Below are 17666 nucleotides of genomic sequence, written 5' to 3' on the forward strand. Positions count from 1 at the left end.
ATTTTATTGTAGTTCAAAATTAAGGAATAGGGAATAGGGAACAGGTAATAGGTAATAGGTAATAGGTAATAGAAAGAGTTTGCCTCCCTTGCTCCCCTACTTCCCTACTCCCCCTTTTGAGGGCGATCGCTTGCCACGGAAATCAACTCACGAGGACGTTCCTGTAAGGTTAAAACCGGAGGTTCACTTTTTTGGGTGGGTAAAATATCAGAAATATAATCTCGACGAGCAAGAATAATCGCCCCCACCATTGCCATTAATAAAAACACCGAGGCTAACTCAAAAGGTAACAGGAAATCACTAAAAAAGTGTTGCCCAATTAATGTAACTGAACCGCCCACGGGTTCAACAATCGGAGTAATTAACCAAGAAGTCGATAAGACCATGGTTCCTAAGAGGGCAAATAATCCCACACAGACAATGGCGGTTGCACCCTTCCGCAGCCAGTTTAGAGGCAGTTCTTTAAAGGTTTCTCTCTTGTTAACCAACATAATCCCGAATAGGATCAGAACATTCACCGAACCCACATAAATTAAAACCTGGGCGGCGGCGACAAAATCAGCATTCAGGAGAATATACAATCCAGCAATACTAATAAATGAACCCCCGAGTAAAAACGCAGAATAGACGATATTTTTGAGCAGCACCACACCTAAAGCTGTCCCAATCATCATCACGGCTAATAAGCCAAAAGCAACAATTTGAACCCCTTCCGCTAAATTCACAATTCTATCCTTATCAGTAATCAGTTTAATCAGTTTAATCAGTTATCAGTCATCAGTTATCAGTCATCAGTTTAATCAGTGGGCCAGACGTGCCACGGCGCGTCTGTACCAGCGTTACTCCTGATTGCCTTTTGACTTTTGTTCAATAATGGATTCTGGGCGTAACCCGGGTCGAACTGCCGTTTCCGGTAAATCATGGGGGTCAATTTCCCCGGCGGGTAAATAAGCGAACTCTCGCAACGGTGTGACCATTGGATCATTGGTCACCTTATAGGGTAAACGTCCTAGGGCTACGCTGTCATAGTTCAATTCATGACGGTCATAGGCCGCTAATTCATATTCCTCCGTCATCGAGAGGCAATTGGTGGGGCAGTATTCCACACAGTTTCCACAGAAAATACAGACCCCAAAATCAATACTGTAGTGTTTAAGCTGCTTTTTCTTGGTTTCCTTGTTATAGTCCCAATCCACAACGGGTAAATTGATCGGACAAACGCGAACACAAACCTCGCAGGAAATACATTTATCAAATTCAAAATGAATCCGCCCCCGAAACCGTTCAGAAGGAATTAATTTTTCATAGGGGTACTGAACGGTAATGGGGCGACGACGCATATGATCAAACGTAACCCCAAGCCCCTGGCCGATATACTTTGCAGATTGAAAGGTTTCCTTCGCGTAATCGGTAACTTGGTTCAGAAACTTGAGCATGATGTCTCCCTCTAACAGTTATCAGTAAACAGTAATTAGTTATCAGTAAAGATTTAAGTGATCTGCAATCAGCATTTCAGACTCAGTTGGTAATCAGTAGCTTTCAAATTAAAATCTTACACTGATAACTGATTACTGATTTGGCTTTATCCGCCAAAAGCAACGGGAAAAGCCAACTTGAGTGCGGCCGTTAATAGTAGATTGACTAAGCCAACGGGTAATAGGAATTTCCAGCCTAGATTTAATAATTGGTCAATCCGAACCCGAGGTAATGTCCAGCGCAGTAAAACCGCCGTAAACACTAACAGATAAGCCTTTAAAACGGTCATGGTGATGCCCAACATCGCCAAAATGACTTGTAACCAGGGTGTAGTTTCACTGACTCCTAAGAGCGGAGCCACCATATCAACCGGAATCGGGAAATCCCAACCCCCCAGGTATAAGACCGCCACGATTAGAGCGGACAATACCAAGTTGACATAAGAGGCCAAATAATACAGAGCAAACTTCATCCCCGAATATTCAGTCTGATAACCGGCAACCAGTTCTTCCTCAGCTTCAGGTAAGTCAAAGGGCAAGCGTTCACACTCGGCCAGGGCTGCAATCCAGAAAATCATGAACCCCACGGGTTGACGCCAGATATTCCAACCTAGAATCCCATAGCCAGATTGCTGATTCACGATATCCAAGGTACTCATACTATTGGACATCATGACCACGGCTAAAACTGCTAAAGCCAGGGGAATTTCATAGCTAATGGATTGGGCGACGGCCCGTAACCCTCCTAATAAAGAATATTTATTATTGGAGGCATAACCGGACATTAATAACCCAATCGGTTGAATACTTGAAAGGGCAATCCAGAGAAAAATAGCGGTACTTAGATCCGTAATCACCATGTTTTGTCCAAAGGGGACAATTAAATAGGACAAAAACACGGGAATGGAGACAATAACCGGCCCCAAGGTAAATAACCAGGGGTCTGCATCAAAGGGAATAGTATCTTCTTTGAACAGTAATTTCAAACCATCAGCTAAAGGGGCTAAGATTCCCATTGGCCCCATATACTCAGGGCCAATGCGTTGTTGTGCTGCGGCGGAAATTTTCCTTTCTAGCCATACCGTTCCTAAAACACCAACAGTTGCAGATACAATCATTAATCCCATGGGCAGAGGGAGCCAAAACAATTTGGCCATCTCTAAGGATAGGCCCAGACCTGTGAGGCCTTCTACAAAACTTGCTTGTAAATCAATTCCTGGGTTCATGGAATCAGTAATCAGTAATCAGTAATCAGTCATCAGTCATCAGTCATCAGTCATCATTGTAGAACTGATCACTAATTTTTTGCCTTGACACTCCCACCCCTACGCTACGCTAAAGGGGTGGGATTCTCGTATCTAGCCCAATCAAATAAAGACAGTTGAATATACTCTTTTTGATTGTTTTTCACCGAGTTCGGGGGTGCGCCAAACACCCCATAATTTAAACCGGATGAATCCATTACAGAAGCATCTCTCTTTAGGTTTAAATCACAAGCGAAACCATCCCATTGAGACAGATTTCGTGCAGCATTAAAATCAGAATTGTGGTAGTGACCATTAGGGCAATTAAAATCGTGCCGATTTCTCTTACCAATAACACCACAAGTTGAACAAGATTTAGAAGTATAGGGCGCAGGTCTTTTAATTAATTTCAATCCTTTAAGAGCCAACTTATAATTAAGTTTTTGTTCCAAAGAATAATAAGACCAACTATGCCGAGATTGACCAGAATCAGAACGAGATTTCTGTCTCTGTTTCATGGTATTTCGACAACCTTCTAAATCCTCAATCACAACATCAGCATTATGAAATTCGGCAAAACGAACAATTCGGCGACTAATGGTATGGTTGATAGCTTCCATCCATCGTTGCTCTTTTTTGTTCCATTTCTTTAAAGCTCGAAACTTTTTAGCTTCTTGAAGTTGTTTTCTACGTTGTTGAAAATAACGTCTTCGATGCTTAACACTTTGACCATTAAAGAACTTGCCGAAACCTTCTTTTGGTGCAACTACCGCTAAATTATTCTGCCCTCGGTCACATCCCAATCTTTTCTCTGTCTCAACTTCTGGAACATCCTCTGTTATCGACAGATAGGCATACCACTTATTTCGATGTTTAATCAATTTAAAAGAACCCCCTTGAATTGTTTCCTCTAACAATCCATCTAAAACGGGTTGCCAATGAGGAGATGCTACTTCAATGGGGATTCTTTTTTCACCTTTGAGGGTCGGGAAGCTAATTGAATAGGTACTCCCTTTTTGAGTTAATTTCCAATTTTGATTGTTAACTTCTACAGCAAGAACTTTATATTGCTTGGTTTTACGACCCGTTGGGGATGTGGTATGTCGAATAACTTGATTGACCAGAGCAGATTTTAACTCGGACATGATTTTAGCTGTTGTCATTTTTCGCCGTTCTTTAATTGGCAATGACAACAGCTTATTAGCAATCTGCGTGTTTTCTTCCGTCATTTGCTCAAACATTTGAGCTTGACAACGGTTGAGTTTTGCGAATTTTAATTTAATCGTCCGAGTTACTTTGATCATGGAAAATATGATAACATAAATATCTAATAACTGGGTACAAATTAATTGGTAGATGACGGCACTTAAAAGTGCCTGCGTCGCGTTTCATCCCACGGCTGAAGCCAGTGGGCTTTCACGCTCCCACCCTGGCTTTGTAAACCAGTATAGCGTTTGAATGCCGATACTTTTTTGCTAACGTTTGCTAACAAATACATAAGTTAAGAATTGTCTTAACCAAGGCGTATCAAGATGGCTATTGATTTAATTTGATAAGGGAAGGGTTTAGCCCATTCAGGTAATCCGTTTAAGATTCCTGTTTTAATCGCCATCCAGTTGGCTTTTGTGTCAGGTTGCTGCAAATATTTAATGGTTTCGTTGTAGACAAATCTACTAACTCCAAACCATTGTTTGAGCAATTTTTTTTGTGTCAGGGTTTAGGTAGATTCGGATCTTCTTTGATTTTTTTGCTGTAGCTTCTGAGTCCGTGCATCCGACAAGAAAAGACACCAAGGATGGAGAGAAGATCGGCTGTGAGTTCGGTTTCTGGGCAGTATATAGGATTTTCGAGAACCACGATGTTTCCACCGTTTTGTTCTGCCATAAACTCGAATAATTGAAATCCGAATCGACATAATCTGTCTCTACAGGCAACAACAATTGTGAGCTTATCTCCTCGCATAAGTCTGACCAGTAACCCTTGCAATCCTTTCCTTTTGAAGTTAAGTCCTGAACCGATATCTCGGACAATTTCTGCATCTGGGTAGATTGATTGCATATAGGAGACTTGTCTATCGAGGTCATCTCGCTGTTTTGTTGAACTAACTCGGCAGTAGCAAACAGTGGTAGCGACCACTGTATCTCTGATGTAGGATTCGACATCGTAGAGTCTTTGTCCTGCGGGGTTTTTGATGCTTTTGATCTTCCCTTCATCAGCGTATTTTCTCAACGTATTGGGATGCAGACCCAGAAATTCGACCGCTTTTCTGAGTGGTATGTATGCCATGTATTAAACTATAACATACATTAGTATCTGTTAACAAAACCTATACTGTTGAATAACCCTCAAAACTTTAGCCTGATAGCCTGAACATTCCCTCTGAATACGGCGATCAAACTGGTTTACAGAGTTTCTCCTTCTAGGTTAATCGCGCAGTCGCGTTCATGAATGGGAACATAGGTTTCATTATGGGAACCAGTATAAATTTGAGTCGGACGGAAGATGCGGTTTTTGGTAATTTGTTCTTTCCAGTGGGCTAACCAACCTGAAACCCGGGCGATCGCAAAAATCGGGGTAAATAGATCGGAGGGAATATTTAACTTGCGGTAAACCAAACCGGAATAGAAATCAACGTTAGGATAAATGCCTTTTTCCCCTAAACGATCAGCCACAACTCGTTCTAATTCCAAAGCAATTTCATAATATTCATCATGGCCAAACCTTTCAAATAGCTGTTCTCCTAGTTGTTGCAAAATCGTAGCCCGGGGATCTTTAACTTTATAAACCCGATGTCCAAATCCCATGATTTTAGATTTGGTCGCAATCAAATTATCCACGTAGGAGCCAACATTTTCCACAGAACCAATTTCCTCTAACATCGTCAAAACTTCCTCATTCGCCCCCCCATGTAATGGCCCAGCTAAGGTTCCGACCGCCGAAGCTACTACCGCATAGGGATCGGTGAGGGTAGAAGCGGTTACCATGGCGGAGAATGTAGAAGCGTTAATAGTATGTTCCGCATGAAGGGTGAGACAAACATCAAAGACCCGGGCTGCGATCGGATCGGGTTCCCGCTCATTTAACATATAGAGAAAGTTGGTGGAATAGTCCAAATCATCCCGGGGTTGTACGGGATCGTTACCCTTTCTCATCAATTGGAAAGCTGCAACCATGGTGGGAATTTTAGCCAGTAACCGGACAACGGCTTCTCGAATATATTCGGGATTATCTAAAGCTCGACGAGAATAGAATAGTCCCAAAGCCGCCGCCGAAGTTTGTAAGGCGTCCATGGGATGTCCGGTTTCGGGGAAGCATTTCATCATGTCCCGAATCCGATATTTAATCCGTCGATGATAGCGAATTTCATGTTCAAAGTCTGCTAATTCATCTTTGGTGGGGAGTTTTCCCCAGATCAGTAAATAGGAGGTTTCCAGAAAGGTACTCTGGTTCGCCAGTTGTTCAATCCCAATGCCTCGGTACTCTAAAATGCCTTTTTGTCCATCAACGTAGCTAACACTGGACAAGGTAACCGGAACACCCTCAAGACCGGGCTTGAATTCACTAATGGCAGTCATAGAAGTTTATGTATGTGTGTGGATATTTATCAAGCTACATTAGCAGAGCAATTGATAGTGTTTTCATTTTGACAGGATTTTGTTATCTCCTTCTGACACTCATGAACAAACCTCGGCTCTTTAACTTAACAAAAATTTGGGGGAAGTTAACCAGAACAGTTGACTATTCCCGATGGGGTTAGTGACGGGTAGGTTAATTCCAATAATTCCGGCTTTTTTGACTATTAGGGAGGCTTTGGGCTGTCCCCAAATCAATAATTCTGCCCAATATCCTAAATCGGGTTGATGTCCCACTAAGGCTAAACTTTTACCCCCCGTTAACTGCCAAGTTTTGTACCAAGAGATCCAATCCTCAATTTTGCCATCGGGAGCTAAGGGGGCAAATTCCTCTAGGTTAGAAGATAATCCTACGGCTTTGAGAATGTCTGCGGTTTGGCGGGCGCGAATCAAGGGACTGGTGAGAATTTGATCAAATTGTAAGTTAAGTTGTTTCAAGCGATTGGCCACTTGGCGGGTTTTGCGATCGCCTTCTTGGGTTAAAGGACGTTGATCATCATTTTGATATGTTCCCCGTTCTGCGGCAATGCCATGACGAATCAAATATAAATTGGTCATGAAAAAAATATATTCCTGTTGATAGCTTTATATACTAAGATTTTAAAGGTTTTATCTTTAAACCTTTGAAAATTAGTTAGGTTAAATCTTTCGTCTTTGTCTTGACTTTTTATTGAAACTATGCGTCTATAAATGCTGATCTCAAAGTTAGATCGGTGGATATTTTTAGGTGCAGCTTAATCCCTCTCAGTTCTACAATTCATTTCGGTGTGAAGGAGTAATCTCGTGGCTCAGTATAGTCCTATCCTACGACAACAAAAAATCGCCCTCTTTGCTCTTGTAGCGGCGACTACAAGTTTTGTGATGGGTGTGATATTACCATTTAATCTGCGTGTTGAACGAGTAAGTAAACAGGGTATTACTGCGATTTCTTCACAACCCCACAGGGAGATTTCTCAAGGGGCCCAAAAAGCTGAAGATACTGCTACGGCGCAGACAACTCCTGCGGTGGTATCCAGATCGGACTTAAATCCGAAAGATGCGATCGCCCAGGGAGTAGAGAACCTGAAAAAGAACTTAGCACAACTAGAAACCCAACGCTTTACCTATACCATTCCTGAACAATTCCAAGGGAAAACCGTTAAAGAAGTGAGTCTTCCTGGGGAACAAAAAGTAATTGCGTTTACCTTTGATGATGGCCCCTGGCCTAAGAGTACCCGACAAGTTTTAGATATTCTCAAAGATAATAATATTAAAGCTACTTTCTTTTGGGTGGGTTATGCTCTCAAAAATCAGAAAGATATTGGCAAGGAAGTAGTTAACGAAGGTCATGTTATTGCTAACCATACCTGGAGTCATCGCTACCAAAAATATAGTCCCGCCGGAGCCGCAGAGGAAATTGAAAGCAACAATAAATTAATTGAAGAAGTAACCGGGGTTGAAAGTCCCTTATTTCGACCGCCGGGGGGAGTTTTGGATAATGGGTTACTGGATTATGCGTTTAAGCAGAATCATGTGAATATCTTATGGTCAGTGGATTCTCAGGACTGGAAAGCTTCATCGGACAAAATTATTGATAATGTTTTAAAACAGGCTAAATCCGGTGGCATTATTTTAATGCACGATGGGGGAGGAAATCGTTCAGCTACGATAAAAGCATTACCAATTGTGATCAAAAAACTCAAAGAGCAGGGTTATACTTTTGTCACAGTTCCTGAATTATTAAAACTCGCGGATCAAAAACCCGTTGAACCATCTCAATCTACTGATAGCAGTCAACCTTAAGTCTATCATTAATCAAGGATTAGTGACACCGGAAAGTTATGATCAATTATCGGTTGTCACTAACCTTAGAATATTGTTAGGTTCGTAGGGGCAGGTTCATCGAGATTTAGGTGATTAACAAAGATCTCACACCAAGCCGCCCTTACAGGTTAATTCATTAATTTGGGAGTTTAAGGTTGTGATTATTTCTGATAATTTAGAGACAGATTTAACATTCAATCCATCTCCGTTTCAAGATAGTTTTTCAATTACAATTGCACCTCTTTTATTAGAGGAAATTTATACTTTAGCCGATGATAATAGGAATGGGGCTATTGTGGTGATGAGTGGAATGGTGAGAAATCAAACCAATGGTCAACCCGTAGAATCCTTAGAATATCAAGCCTATCAACCGATGGCGATAAAAGTCTTTGAAAAAATTGCCACAGATATCCGCGCTTCTTGGTTAAATGTGACCCGTGTAGTCATTCATCATCGTATTGGACGGTTAAGAATTGGTGAAATTAGTGTTTTAATTGCGGTGGGTTGTCCTCACCGTCGAGAAGCCTTTGAAGCCTGTCAATATGCTATTGATACTTTAAAGCATAATGCACCGATTTGGAAAAAAGAACATTGGAAAGATGGTTCAAGTAGTTGGGTAAGTATTGGGTCTTGTGAAACTAATTGTTAATTTCGATAGCAGGGAACACCGGAACAGCCCCCAAACCCCCCGTGCACGGGGGGCTAGGGGGGAGGGAACACGGAACAGACAGGAAAAGTTCAAGAGGAACAAAGAATGTTAACTGAGTTAATTCAAGAATTAGAACAGGATCATCAAGACTTACATGAACAAGACATTTACTTGCTTATAAATGGGGTGAGTTGGCAATATTATGAGACTTTAATTGATAAACTTGGTAATCAAGGATCATTGCGACTAACCTACTGGAATGGAGTATTAGAAATTGTGTCTCCGAGTCGTCGTCATGAAGGGATTAAAAAAAGAATTGCCACCTTATTAGAAGTTTATTTTGAAGAAAGGAATATAGAATATTTTCCATTAGGTTCTACTACCCTACGTCTTCAAGAACAACGGGGAGGTAGTGAACCCGATGAAAGTTATTGTATTATAACAGAAAAAGAAATTCCTGATTTAGTTATCGAGGTAATTTTAACCAGTGGCGGAGTCAATAAACTAGAAATTTATCAACGGTTAAATGTTCCTGAAGTTTGGTTTTGGCAAAATAACCAACTTTCAATTTATGGTTTACAGAACCAACATTATCAAAAAATTGATCAGAGTTTGTTACTTCCAGAATTAGATTTGGAACTTTTACAACAATTCATTTTATATCCTCAACAATTAGCTGCTATTCAAACTTTTCGTCAACAACTTCGCAGGTAATTTGGAGGTGTGGGGGCTCAGAAACCTAGTTTCTCAACTCATCTTTCTGTTATTAACAAAAGTTATTGCAGAAACCCGGTTTCTGGGATTTCTTGGTACAAGCTGAACCACTTACGGCTATAATTAAATCAGCATTGTCATCTATCCCTAGGCTTAAACATGAGTAAGTGCCTTAACCCCGATTGTTTACAAACCAACTCTAAAACAACTTTTTGTCAAAAGTGTGGTTCTAAATTACTGTTAACAGATCGATATCGGGCTTTAGAAATATTAGGACAAGGGGGTTTTGGTCGAACGTTTCTAGCGGTTGATGAGCATAAACCTTCTCAACCCTATTGTGTAATTAAACAATTTTTACCCCAAGCTCAAGGCACGAATAATCAAGAAAAAGCCGGAGAACTTTTTAAACAAGAAGCCATACAATTAGAACATTTAGGCAAACATCAACAAATTCCTGAATTATTCGCCTATTTAATCCAAGATAACCGTCAATATCTCGTTCAAGAATATATTGAAGGACAAAATTTAGCTCAAGAATTAGCTCAAACTGGGGCATTTTCAGAAGCTAAAATTATTAATCTTTTAGGAGATTTATTGCCTATTTTAGCGTTTATTCATCAAAAACAGGTAATTCATCGAGATATAAAACCGGAAAATATTATTAGAAGAAAGAGCGATAATAAATTATTTTTAGTAGATTTTGGAGCAGCTAAAGCAGCCACTATAACGGCGTTAGCGGTCACGGGAACAGTTATTGGTTCTGCCCAATATACTGCACCCGAACAAGCGATGGGAAAACCGACTTTTGCTAGTGATTTATATAGTTTAGGGGTAACTTGTATTCATTTATTAACTAATATTGAACCGTTTGATTTATTTGATGTCAGTGAAAGTGATTGGGTTTGGCGAGATTATTTAACGGTTAAAGTCAATAATACTTTGGGTCAAGTCTTAGATAAACTTTTACAACAGGGAACAAGAAAACGCTTTCAAACTGCTCAAGAAGTATTAGAAGAATTACAATTACCCGCAAAACCGATATCACCACCAAAACTAAAATTTACACCGCAACCAACAGTCAAACCAACAGTCAAACCAGCAGTCAAACCAACACCCCAATTTACACCCCAACCGGATATAGAATTAAAGTCAGCTAAAGGTGTTAATTATCGTCAATTAGAACAACTTTTAAAAGCCGGAAGTTGGAAAGAAGCTGACGAAGAAACGGCTAAAAAAATGTTAGAAGTAGCCGGAAGAACAAAGGAGGGATATTTAGGGACTGAAGATATTGATAAATTTCCCTGTGAGGATTTGCGAACTATTGACCAACTTTGGGTAAAATATAGCAATGGACGCTTCGGCTTTTCGGTACAGAAGCGCATCTATAAAAGTCTGGGAGGAACCCGGAGTTATGATCGTAAAGTCTGGTCAGCGTTTGGTGATCAGGTGGGTTGGCGTGTAGGAGGTGGCTGGTTGTATTACAAAGATCTAAATTTTAATCAGACAGCACCAAGTGGCCAACTCCCTTCTGTAAGTGGGGGAATTTGGTTTGGGGATGTGGGTTTGGGTTTTGTGTTTGTGTTATATGATTGTGGGGAGTTGGTTGGGGGAGTATCTCTTCTCTCGCGTCGAGACTTGTAGACTGTAACATATAAGGCTTTTACCCGACAGCGTAGGGGCGGGTTCACCGGGATTTTTGTTAATAATAATTAACCTAAATAAACCCGCCCAACCCCGTAATAGGAATCAATATAAACCCGGTTTTATTAACATTAAATTTTGGTAGGGTGGGGCGGATTTATCAAGATTATTTGTCAGATTTGAAAAATTTTGTCGAACCCGCCCCTACGGGTTTTATTTTAATAATTGGGTCAGAAACCCGGTTTCTTAACTAAGATTTCTGTTCATAGCAAAGGTGATGGTAGAAACACGGTTTCTTTCTTGGCGCTATGTACACGGGTCAGAAACCGGGTTTCTTAATTGAGATTTCTGTTTATAACAAAGGTGATGACAGAAACCCGGTTTCTTTCTTGGCGACGGGTGAAATTTTGCCTCCGCCTCTGGCCTGTATTGGTCGCTGATTGCCTATTCTGTGATAAAGTTAAAAATTGTAAAGAAATATGAGAGTCCGATTATCTCCCGGTTAACAAAAACCAATATTGTCCACACTTATAAACATTTATAGGATCTACCATGCAACAGAATTGGCCCAATAGATTGCTCCTCTCTATTGCTATATTAGCTATTACCCTCTCCACCTGGGCAATTACCCCGGTTGCTCATGCGTTTAATAATCCTGACCTACTTCCTCAGATTCAAACTCCGGTGATTGACCTGGCGGGAATTTTCACCGATATTCAGGAAAATCTATTGGCCAAGGATATAGAAAACTTTGAAACCGAAACGGGTTGGAAAGTTAGGGTATTAACTCAATTTGACCAAACCCCCGGTCGCGCCGTTAAGGAGTATTGGGGACTGGATGATAAAAGCGTTTTAGTCGTAGCTGATGAACGGGGGGGGAATATCCTTAACTTTAGCGTCGGTCGTCAGATTTACCCGTTTCTGTCTCGGACATTCTGGGTAGAGTTACAAACTCGCTTCGGAAATCAATATTTTGTTAGAGACAATGGGGAAGACCAATCAATTATTCAATCTATTGATACTATTCAAGGCTGTTTAATTCAAGGCGGTTGTCGGGTAGTTCCCGGGCTTCCTCCAGAACAATGGATTTTAACCCTAATTACTTCTGCTATCGGTGGGATTATTTGCGGCGTGGCGAGTATTCCCCGCAAGTCGGGACAATTGATTTCCTGGCAGTGGGCGTTAATTTTCTCGCCTCTGTGGGGAATTTTATTTATTGCCTTCGGAATTGGCCCGGTAATTTCTCGTACCCAAGAATGGCTTCCCCTTGTCCGTAATATTTCTGGCTTTTTAATTGGTTTCTTGGTAGCCTATCTGACTCCGTTATTAAATCAGTCCTCCTCCCAGGAAGGTTGAACAGATTAGGGAAAGCAGGTGGAAGTTAATAGGGTCTTACCGCTTTCCTATCCGATTTTTTTGGTAATAACTGCACGCACCTGATACACTAGGTAAGTTGTAATCTGGTTGTGCTAGGTAAATTCTACTTATCCCCAGAACTTCAGTAATAATCGGCGAGTCACAATGGAATGGCATATTACGGATGCCCAGAGTTTAGGAATTATTGATGGTGAAATTGGCGATCATGTCTTTTCGCCAGCCGAATATGAAATTGTGCGTCGGGTAGTTTATTCGACGGCGGATTTTGAATATAAGAGTTTAGTGCGGTTTTCTGATCAAGCTTTACAAGGTGGGGCGGCGGCCTTAGCTGCCCGGACAACGATTGTGGTGGATGTGCCTATGGTACAAGTCGGGATTACTCCTCGGATTCTTTCGACTTTTGCTAATCCGGTTTATTGTTCTATGGAGGCGGTAACTCGACCCCAACGGGAAAAAACTCGCTCGGCTTGGGGGATTGAGACGTTAGCTAGGCGCTATCCAGAGGCGATTTTTGTGATTGGTCAGGAACAAACCGCCCTTTCTGGGATAGTCGATTTAATTGAGGCGGAGGAAATTAAGCCCGCTTTGGTGATTGCGACGCCTTCGGGTTTTGTCGGGGCTGATGTGGCTAAGTCTCGTTTGAATGATTCCATGGTTCCCCATATTCGGATTGATGGACGCAAGGGGAGTGCGGTGGTGGCGGTGGCTTTGATGGATGCTTTGGTTGATCTGGCTTGGCAAGCCTATGGCCGAGAAGGGAATGGGAGTTAATCAACTTATTTAACCACAAAGACACGAAGACACGAAGGGGTGGAAAATACTAATTTATTGGTTAGCCCTTATCATATTTTAGTGTTTTTGTCAAGGGTGGTCCGGGAAGGGTGAAATTTTAAAAGTTTGCTATGGGGTTTTATTAGGGGTGATTTTTGGGAGTTTTATTGATATTTAGGGTTTTTATAGGCTTTGTGGCTTTTAATTTGGGGTAGGGGTATAGAAATACCAACTTTAGTCTATTTGCTAAAACTCTAACATTCGCTGAAAGTATTGTCAAGTGGTGGGCTTAATAGAAGTTTTTCTCAATAATCGGGCTTTTGTGAAGAATTGTGAAATGGGGATGATTTTGAATTTTAAAATTATTCGGTTGTAGGTATTAGATTATTTAATGTATTGGGGATGGATTTTGAGGTTAAGGTTGATCATCATCATAAACTTGATCATAACTGTTTGCGGGTTGATAGCGTTCAATTGCGGAAGTTTGGGGAGATGGAGGTGCTTTTTTAGGGCGTCGGGACTGGAAACGATGACTAATTTCTCTGAAAATATCTCGACGGACGTAGGGATAGTCACTAATCCAAAGGTTTTGACTGGGAATATAGATATCGGAAACTTCATTAATTTCGCTTAAATCATCTAAATAAGACATCACAATCATCTGGGCAACTTGACCCCGACGTAGGCGTTTATGGTTGCGATTTAGGGGGGCTTGAATTAAGGTGGTAAACCCGCTAGAGTCTCCGATTTCTACATTAATTCTTCTTTCCAGGTTTTCAATAATAATTAGTTCTCCGCGCTGATTTACAGATTCCTGTTGTTCGGTGACCGCTTCACTAATATAGAAATCCAGAATTTTTCCCTGTAAAAATCCGGCATAGGGATATTTTCGATATTTAATATTCCGCCAACTGGCTTCCCAAACAGGCATCCATAACCAATATAAGGAGGAGCTAATTCCGGCGATTAATATTAGGATTCTTAGGGTATCTCCTTCTACGGTATATTCCAGAAAAATCCAAATTGCTAAACAGACCGCAGAAATTAATAGACGTTTTAAAAAATCCCTGGGTTTTCCCCAACAATACTTATATTGTTCTCCCGTAGCCACGGCGGGAATTAAGTTTTCAAAAGTTTGACGAGTTATGGGAACAAGCATTTTTCAGTTATCAGTTATCAGTTACCAGTTATCAGTCAAGATAAAGGAAGTTTGAGTGTTCTAAACCTTGATTTATAAGATTTTTTCCAATCCATAAACCAAGGTTTTCAATGCTAAGACTTTGCGAATAGCGAGTAGAACTCCGGGCATATAACAGGAGCGATCGCTAGTATCATGACGCAGGGTATAAATTTGACCCGCAGCCCCAAATATTACCTCTTGATGGGCAATTAATCCAGGTAAACGAATACTATGAATTCTAATTCCTTCTCCAGCTTCGGCGCCTCTAGCTCCGGTGATTTTTTCGGTTTCTGTAACTAGGGGAGAATTATAGGTTTTCCCTAATTCTGCTAATAATTGTGCCGTTTGAATTGCAGTTCCACTGGGAGCATCGGCTTTTTGATTATGATGTAATTCGATAATTTCAACATGATCAAAATAGCGAGACGCGGTGATTGCTGCTTGTTGTAATAATACCATGCCAATGGAAAAATTAGGAATCAGCAAACACCCCATACTGGCTTTATCGGCAAATTCGGCTAAGTCTTGAATTTGGGCCGGACTTAACCCCGTAGTTCCGACAACTGGACGCACGCCATAAGCGATCGCAGCCCGAATATTGTCGTAAACTGAATCAGGATGGGTGAAATCTACCATAACTCCAGGCTGTTTTTCCTGGGCTGCCATGGCTAACATTCCTTCTCGGTCATTGGTGATCGGAACTTCCAAGGGTTCAATTCCGACCAAAGTTCCCGCATCCTGTTCTTGATAAGCCAGGTTATGATCAATTGCCCCTAACAAGGTCATATCGGGAGATGCGGCGACCGCTTTAATCACTTCGCGGCCCATTTTTCCGCCAGCGCCATTAATAATTACGGGAATTGGAAGGGAATTAGTCATAATAAATTAAATAGATCTAAGTCAAAATTTCCAGTCACAGAAAAGATTTCGCGTAAATTATACCTAGAAGGGGCATTTAATTAAAATCATGCCCGGTATTTCGGTATTTGTATTTTACCTTAAATTCATGTTTTCTCGAAAGTTGCGTTTTCCCAAAACTTGGATATCTTCAGCGATGGCTAGAGATCAGGGAAAGGTCTTACCTTCCTTAGTCCGGTTATCCCCAGCCTTATTGACCAGTTTAATGGTTACGGTGTTTGTGGTCGGATGTCAAAAATTAGGCTGGTTAGAGCCGTTAGAATTAAGAATGTTTGATGCTTTAATTTGTTTGCGGTCTACTGCTGAACCTGATCCTAACTTATTAATTGTTGCTATTACTGAAGATGATATCCAATCTCAAAAACAATGGCCTTTGACGGATCAAGTTTTGGCAGAGGTTTTTGCTAAACTCCAACAACATCAGTCCCTGGTAATTGGCTTGGATTTATACCGAGATTTACCCCTAGAACCCGGGGTTGCCCAATTATCACAGCAGTTAAAAGCAGATAATGTTATTGTAATTACCAAAATCGGAAATTCTAAAAATCCCAGTGTGTCACCTCCTCCGGGAATTTCTCCTGAGCAGATTGGATTTAATGATTTAGTATTAGACCCGGATGGAGTGGTGCGTCGCCAGTTATTATTTGCTAGTGATCAAGATGATCAAACGATCTTTGCTTTTTCTTTACAACTAGCATTAGCTTACTTGAAAGCTCAGGGAATTGAGCCTAAAAATAATAGCCGATATCCTCAATATATGGAACTGGGAAAAACTATATTTTTCCCGTTAAAATCTGGAGATGGAGGTTATGCCAATATTGATGACCGAGGATACCAAATTCTTCTGAACTATCGCACCCCAGAAATTGCTAGAATTGTCAGTATAGGAGAGGTTTTATCAAATCAAGTTGACCCAAAATGGATTAAAAATAAAATTGTTTTAATTGGCACAACTGCTCCGAGTATTCCCGATGTTTTCTTAACCCCCTATAGTATTAAAGCTGGGGATGATTTTAAAATGCCTGGGGTACTAATTCATGCTCAAATGGTGAGTCAGATTATTAATGCTACCCTAATTTATAAATCTCCTAATCTATTATCCCAAGTTTTATATCCTTCAGATTTATTTAGGTTTGCGCCTCAATTTTTAGAAGTATTTTGGATAGGAATTTGGGCAATAGTAGGGGGGATATTGATCTGGGTAATTTCCCATCCTCTGAAGCAAGGTTTAGCTTTAATTATCGGGATTTTGGGTTTATTGGGAACTGGCTACGGGCTGTTTTTATTAAATATTTGGGTTCCTATTATTGCTCCTATTTTTTCCTTATTTTTGTCAGGAATAGGGGTAATTGGTTATAAACAAATTCATAATTCTTTACATGATATTTTGACCGGATTACCTAACCGTATTTTATTTTTAGATCGAGTGGGATGGGCAATTGCAAATACAAAAAATGATCAATCTCAATGTGCAGTTATGTTTTTGAATATTGATCGATTTAAGCGAATTAATGATAGTTTAGGATATGAAGCGGGAAATAAATTATTAATTGAGATTGTCCAAAGAATTAAATATTGTTTGAGAAATAAAGATATTATTGCTAGGTTGGGAGGGGATGAATTTGCGATTTTAATTGAACATTTAAAACCCCCTGAAAATGCCACTTTTGTCGCTAATCGAATTCAAAATACTCTCCTTTCTCCTTTTAACTTGAGTAATCATGATATTTTTATGACTTTAAGTATTGGAATTGCTTTCAGTCAGACAGTTTTTTCAGCCGGATTTAGTCGAACAAATTCAAGAGATTATTAAAACTTCAGGGATTAACCCCAATGGGTTAAGATTAGAAATTACAGAAAGTGTGTTAATGGATGATGTGGAGGCTACAATTTATCTATTAAAGCAGTTAAAATCCCTAGGGTTAAAATTGAGTATTGATGATTTTGGGACGGGGTTTTCTTCCTTAAGTTATTTACCTAGATTTCCCATTGATACACTTAAAATTGATCGGTCTTTTGTCGGACAAATAGAAGCAGATGAAGCGGGAGAAAATTTAGCCATTGTCCGCACGATTATTCGGTTAGCTCATGCGTTAAATAAAGAGGTAATTGCTGAAGGGGTAGAAACCGCCTATCAACTGGCACAATTGCGTTCTTTGGGGTGTGAATATGCTCAAGGTTATTTCTTTCTTAAACCTGTTCCTTCAGACATTGTAACAGCCTTTGTAGAGTCTAATCCCCAATGGTAATTCGGGTTTTTTT

At 40.5% G+C, this 17666-nt stretch carries 18 protein-coding genes; 8 read left to right on the forward strand and 10 right to left on the reverse strand.

The window, feature by feature from the left end:
* Window positions 1-104: 104 nt before the first annotated feature.
* The 8 genes from AC559H_RS15050 to sixA all read right to left on the reverse strand — a co-directional run bounded on the left by AC559H_RS15050 (window position 105) and on the right by sixA (window position 6909).
* Window positions 105-725: an NADH-quinone oxidoreductase subunit J gene (locus tag AC559H_RS15050; RefSeq protein ID WP_026785467.1), complete on the reverse strand. Its 621-nt coding sequence runs from the start codon at window positions 723-725 to the stop codon at window positions 105-107.
* A gap of 114 nt (window positions 726-839) precedes the next feature.
* Entirely contained in the window at window positions 840-1436 is a 597-nt protein-coding gene (gene ndhI, locus AC559H_RS15055) for an NAD(P)H-quinone oxidoreductase subunit I (protein ID WP_026785466.1), read from the reverse strand.
* Window positions 1437-1582: 146 nt separating this feature from the next.
* Window positions 1583-2701, reverse strand: coding sequence for an NADH-quinone oxidoreductase subunit NuoH (nuoH, locus tag AC559H_RS15060; RefSeq protein WP_026795898.1), 1119 nt, complete (start codon window positions 2699-2701; stop codon window positions 1583-1585).
* A 104-nt stretch (window positions 2702-2805) separates the two neighbouring features.
* Entirely contained in the window at window positions 2806-4023 is a 1218-nt protein-coding gene (locus AC559H_RS15065; RefSeq protein WP_052349360.1) for an RNA-guided endonuclease InsQ/TnpB family protein, read from the reverse strand.
* Between the two features lie 209 nt (window positions 4024-4232).
* Window positions 4233-4433 carry a helix-turn-helix domain-containing protein gene (locus AC559H_RS15070; protein WP_081692406.1) on the reverse strand — a complete coding sequence of 67 codons (201 nt, stop codon included), beginning with the start codon at window positions 4431-4433 and terminating at the stop codon, window positions 4233-4235.
* A complete protein-coding gene (locus AC559H_RS15075; RefSeq protein ID WP_026798537.1) occupies window positions 4430-5005 on the reverse strand; it encodes an IS607 family transposase in 576 nt (191 codons plus the stop codon). The genes AC559H_RS15070 and AC559H_RS15075 overlap by 4 nt, the downstream gene beginning before the upstream one ends.
* 116 nt (window positions 5006-5121) lie before the next feature.
* Window positions 5122-6294 carry a citrate synthase gene (locus tag AC559H_RS15080; RefSeq protein ID WP_026795899.1) on the reverse strand — a complete coding sequence of 391 codons (1173 nt, stop codon included), beginning with the start codon at window positions 6292-6294 and terminating at the stop codon, window positions 5122-5124.
* A gap of 120 nt (window positions 6295-6414) precedes the next feature.
* A complete protein-coding gene (gene sixA / locus AC559H_RS15085) occupies window positions 6415-6909 on the reverse strand; it encodes a phosphohistidine phosphatase SixA (protein WP_026785463.1) in 495 nt (164 codons plus the stop codon).
* Between the two features lie 225 nt (window positions 6910-7134).
* Between sixA and AC559H_RS15090 the strand changes: the two genes are divergently transcribed.
* From AC559H_RS15090 to AC559H_RS15115, 6 genes are all read left to right on the forward strand, one after another.
* Window positions 7135-8133, forward strand: a complete 999-nt coding sequence (locus tag AC559H_RS15090; protein ID WP_036831923.1) for a polysaccharide deacetylase family protein — start codon at window positions 7135-7137, stop codon at window positions 8131-8133.
* Between the two features lie 184 nt (window positions 8134-8317).
* Window positions 8318-8803 carry a molybdenum cofactor biosynthesis protein MoaE gene (locus AC559H_RS15095; RefSeq protein WP_051319549.1) on the forward strand — a complete coding sequence of 162 codons (486 nt, stop codon included), beginning with the start codon at window positions 8318-8320 and terminating at the stop codon, window positions 8801-8803.
* Window positions 8804-8908: 105 nt separating this feature from the next.
* The gene (locus AC559H_RS15100; RefSeq protein WP_026795901.1) at window positions 8909-9517 is read left to right on the forward strand and encodes a Uma2 family endonuclease; all 609 of its coding nucleotides are present in this window, start codon (window positions 8909-8911) and stop codon (window positions 9515-9517) included.
* A 159-nt stretch (window positions 9518-9676) separates the two neighbouring features.
* Window positions 9677-11158 carry a GUN4 domain-containing protein gene (locus AC559H_RS15105; RefSeq protein WP_071782711.1) on the forward strand — a complete coding sequence of 494 codons (1482 nt, stop codon included), beginning with the start codon at window positions 9677-9679 and terminating at the stop codon, window positions 11156-11158.
* Between the two features lie 552 nt (window positions 11159-11710).
* Window positions 11711-12514: a TPM domain-containing protein gene (locus tag AC559H_RS15110; protein WP_026795902.1), complete on the forward strand. Its 804-nt coding sequence runs from the start codon at window positions 11711-11713 to the stop codon at window positions 12512-12514.
* A gap of 165 nt (window positions 12515-12679) precedes the next feature.
* A complete protein-coding gene (locus tag AC559H_RS15115; protein WP_026785457.1) occupies window positions 12680-13306 on the forward strand; it encodes a precorrin-8X methylmutase in 627 nt (208 codons plus the stop codon).
* A 415-nt stretch (window positions 13307-13721) separates the two neighbouring features.
* Here the strand turns inward: AC559H_RS15115 and AC559H_RS15120 are convergent, their stop codons facing one another.
* Both AC559H_RS15120 and dapB read right to left on the reverse strand, forming a co-directional pair.
* On the reverse strand, window positions 13722-14465 hold the full coding sequence (locus AC559H_RS15120) for a DUF8619 family protein (protein ID WP_026795903.1): 744 nt from the start codon (window positions 14463-14465) through the stop codon (window positions 13722-13724).
* Between the two features lie 72 nt (window positions 14466-14537).
* Window positions 14538-15365, reverse strand: a complete 828-nt coding sequence (gene dapB / locus AC559H_RS15125; RefSeq protein ID WP_026795904.1) for a 4-hydroxy-tetrahydrodipicolinate reductase — start codon at window positions 15363-15365, stop codon at window positions 14538-14540.
* Window positions 15366-15492: 127 nt separating this feature from the next.
* On the opposite strand from dapB, the gene AC559H_RS15130 reads away from it, so the two are divergent.
* The gene (locus tag AC559H_RS15130) at window positions 15493-17217 is read left to right on the forward strand and encodes a CHASE2 domain-containing protein (RefSeq protein ID WP_051340407.1); all 1725 of its coding nucleotides are present in this window, start codon (window positions 15493-15495) and stop codon (window positions 17215-17217) included.
* Window positions 17150-17653, forward strand: coding sequence for an EAL domain-containing protein (locus AC559H_RS15135; RefSeq protein WP_233423134.1), 504 nt, complete (start codon window positions 17150-17152; stop codon window positions 17651-17653). Before AC559H_RS15130 ends, AC559H_RS15135 begins: the two co-directional genes overlap by 68 nt.
* Window positions 17654-17666 lie beyond the last annotated feature (13 nt).

The sequence above is a fragment of the Planktothrix prolifica NIVA-CYA 540 genome, from assembly GCF_963864145.1.
GTDB classification, from domain to species: Bacteria; Cyanobacteriota; Cyanobacteriia; order Cyanobacteriales; family Microcoleaceae; genus Planktothrix; species Planktothrix agardhii.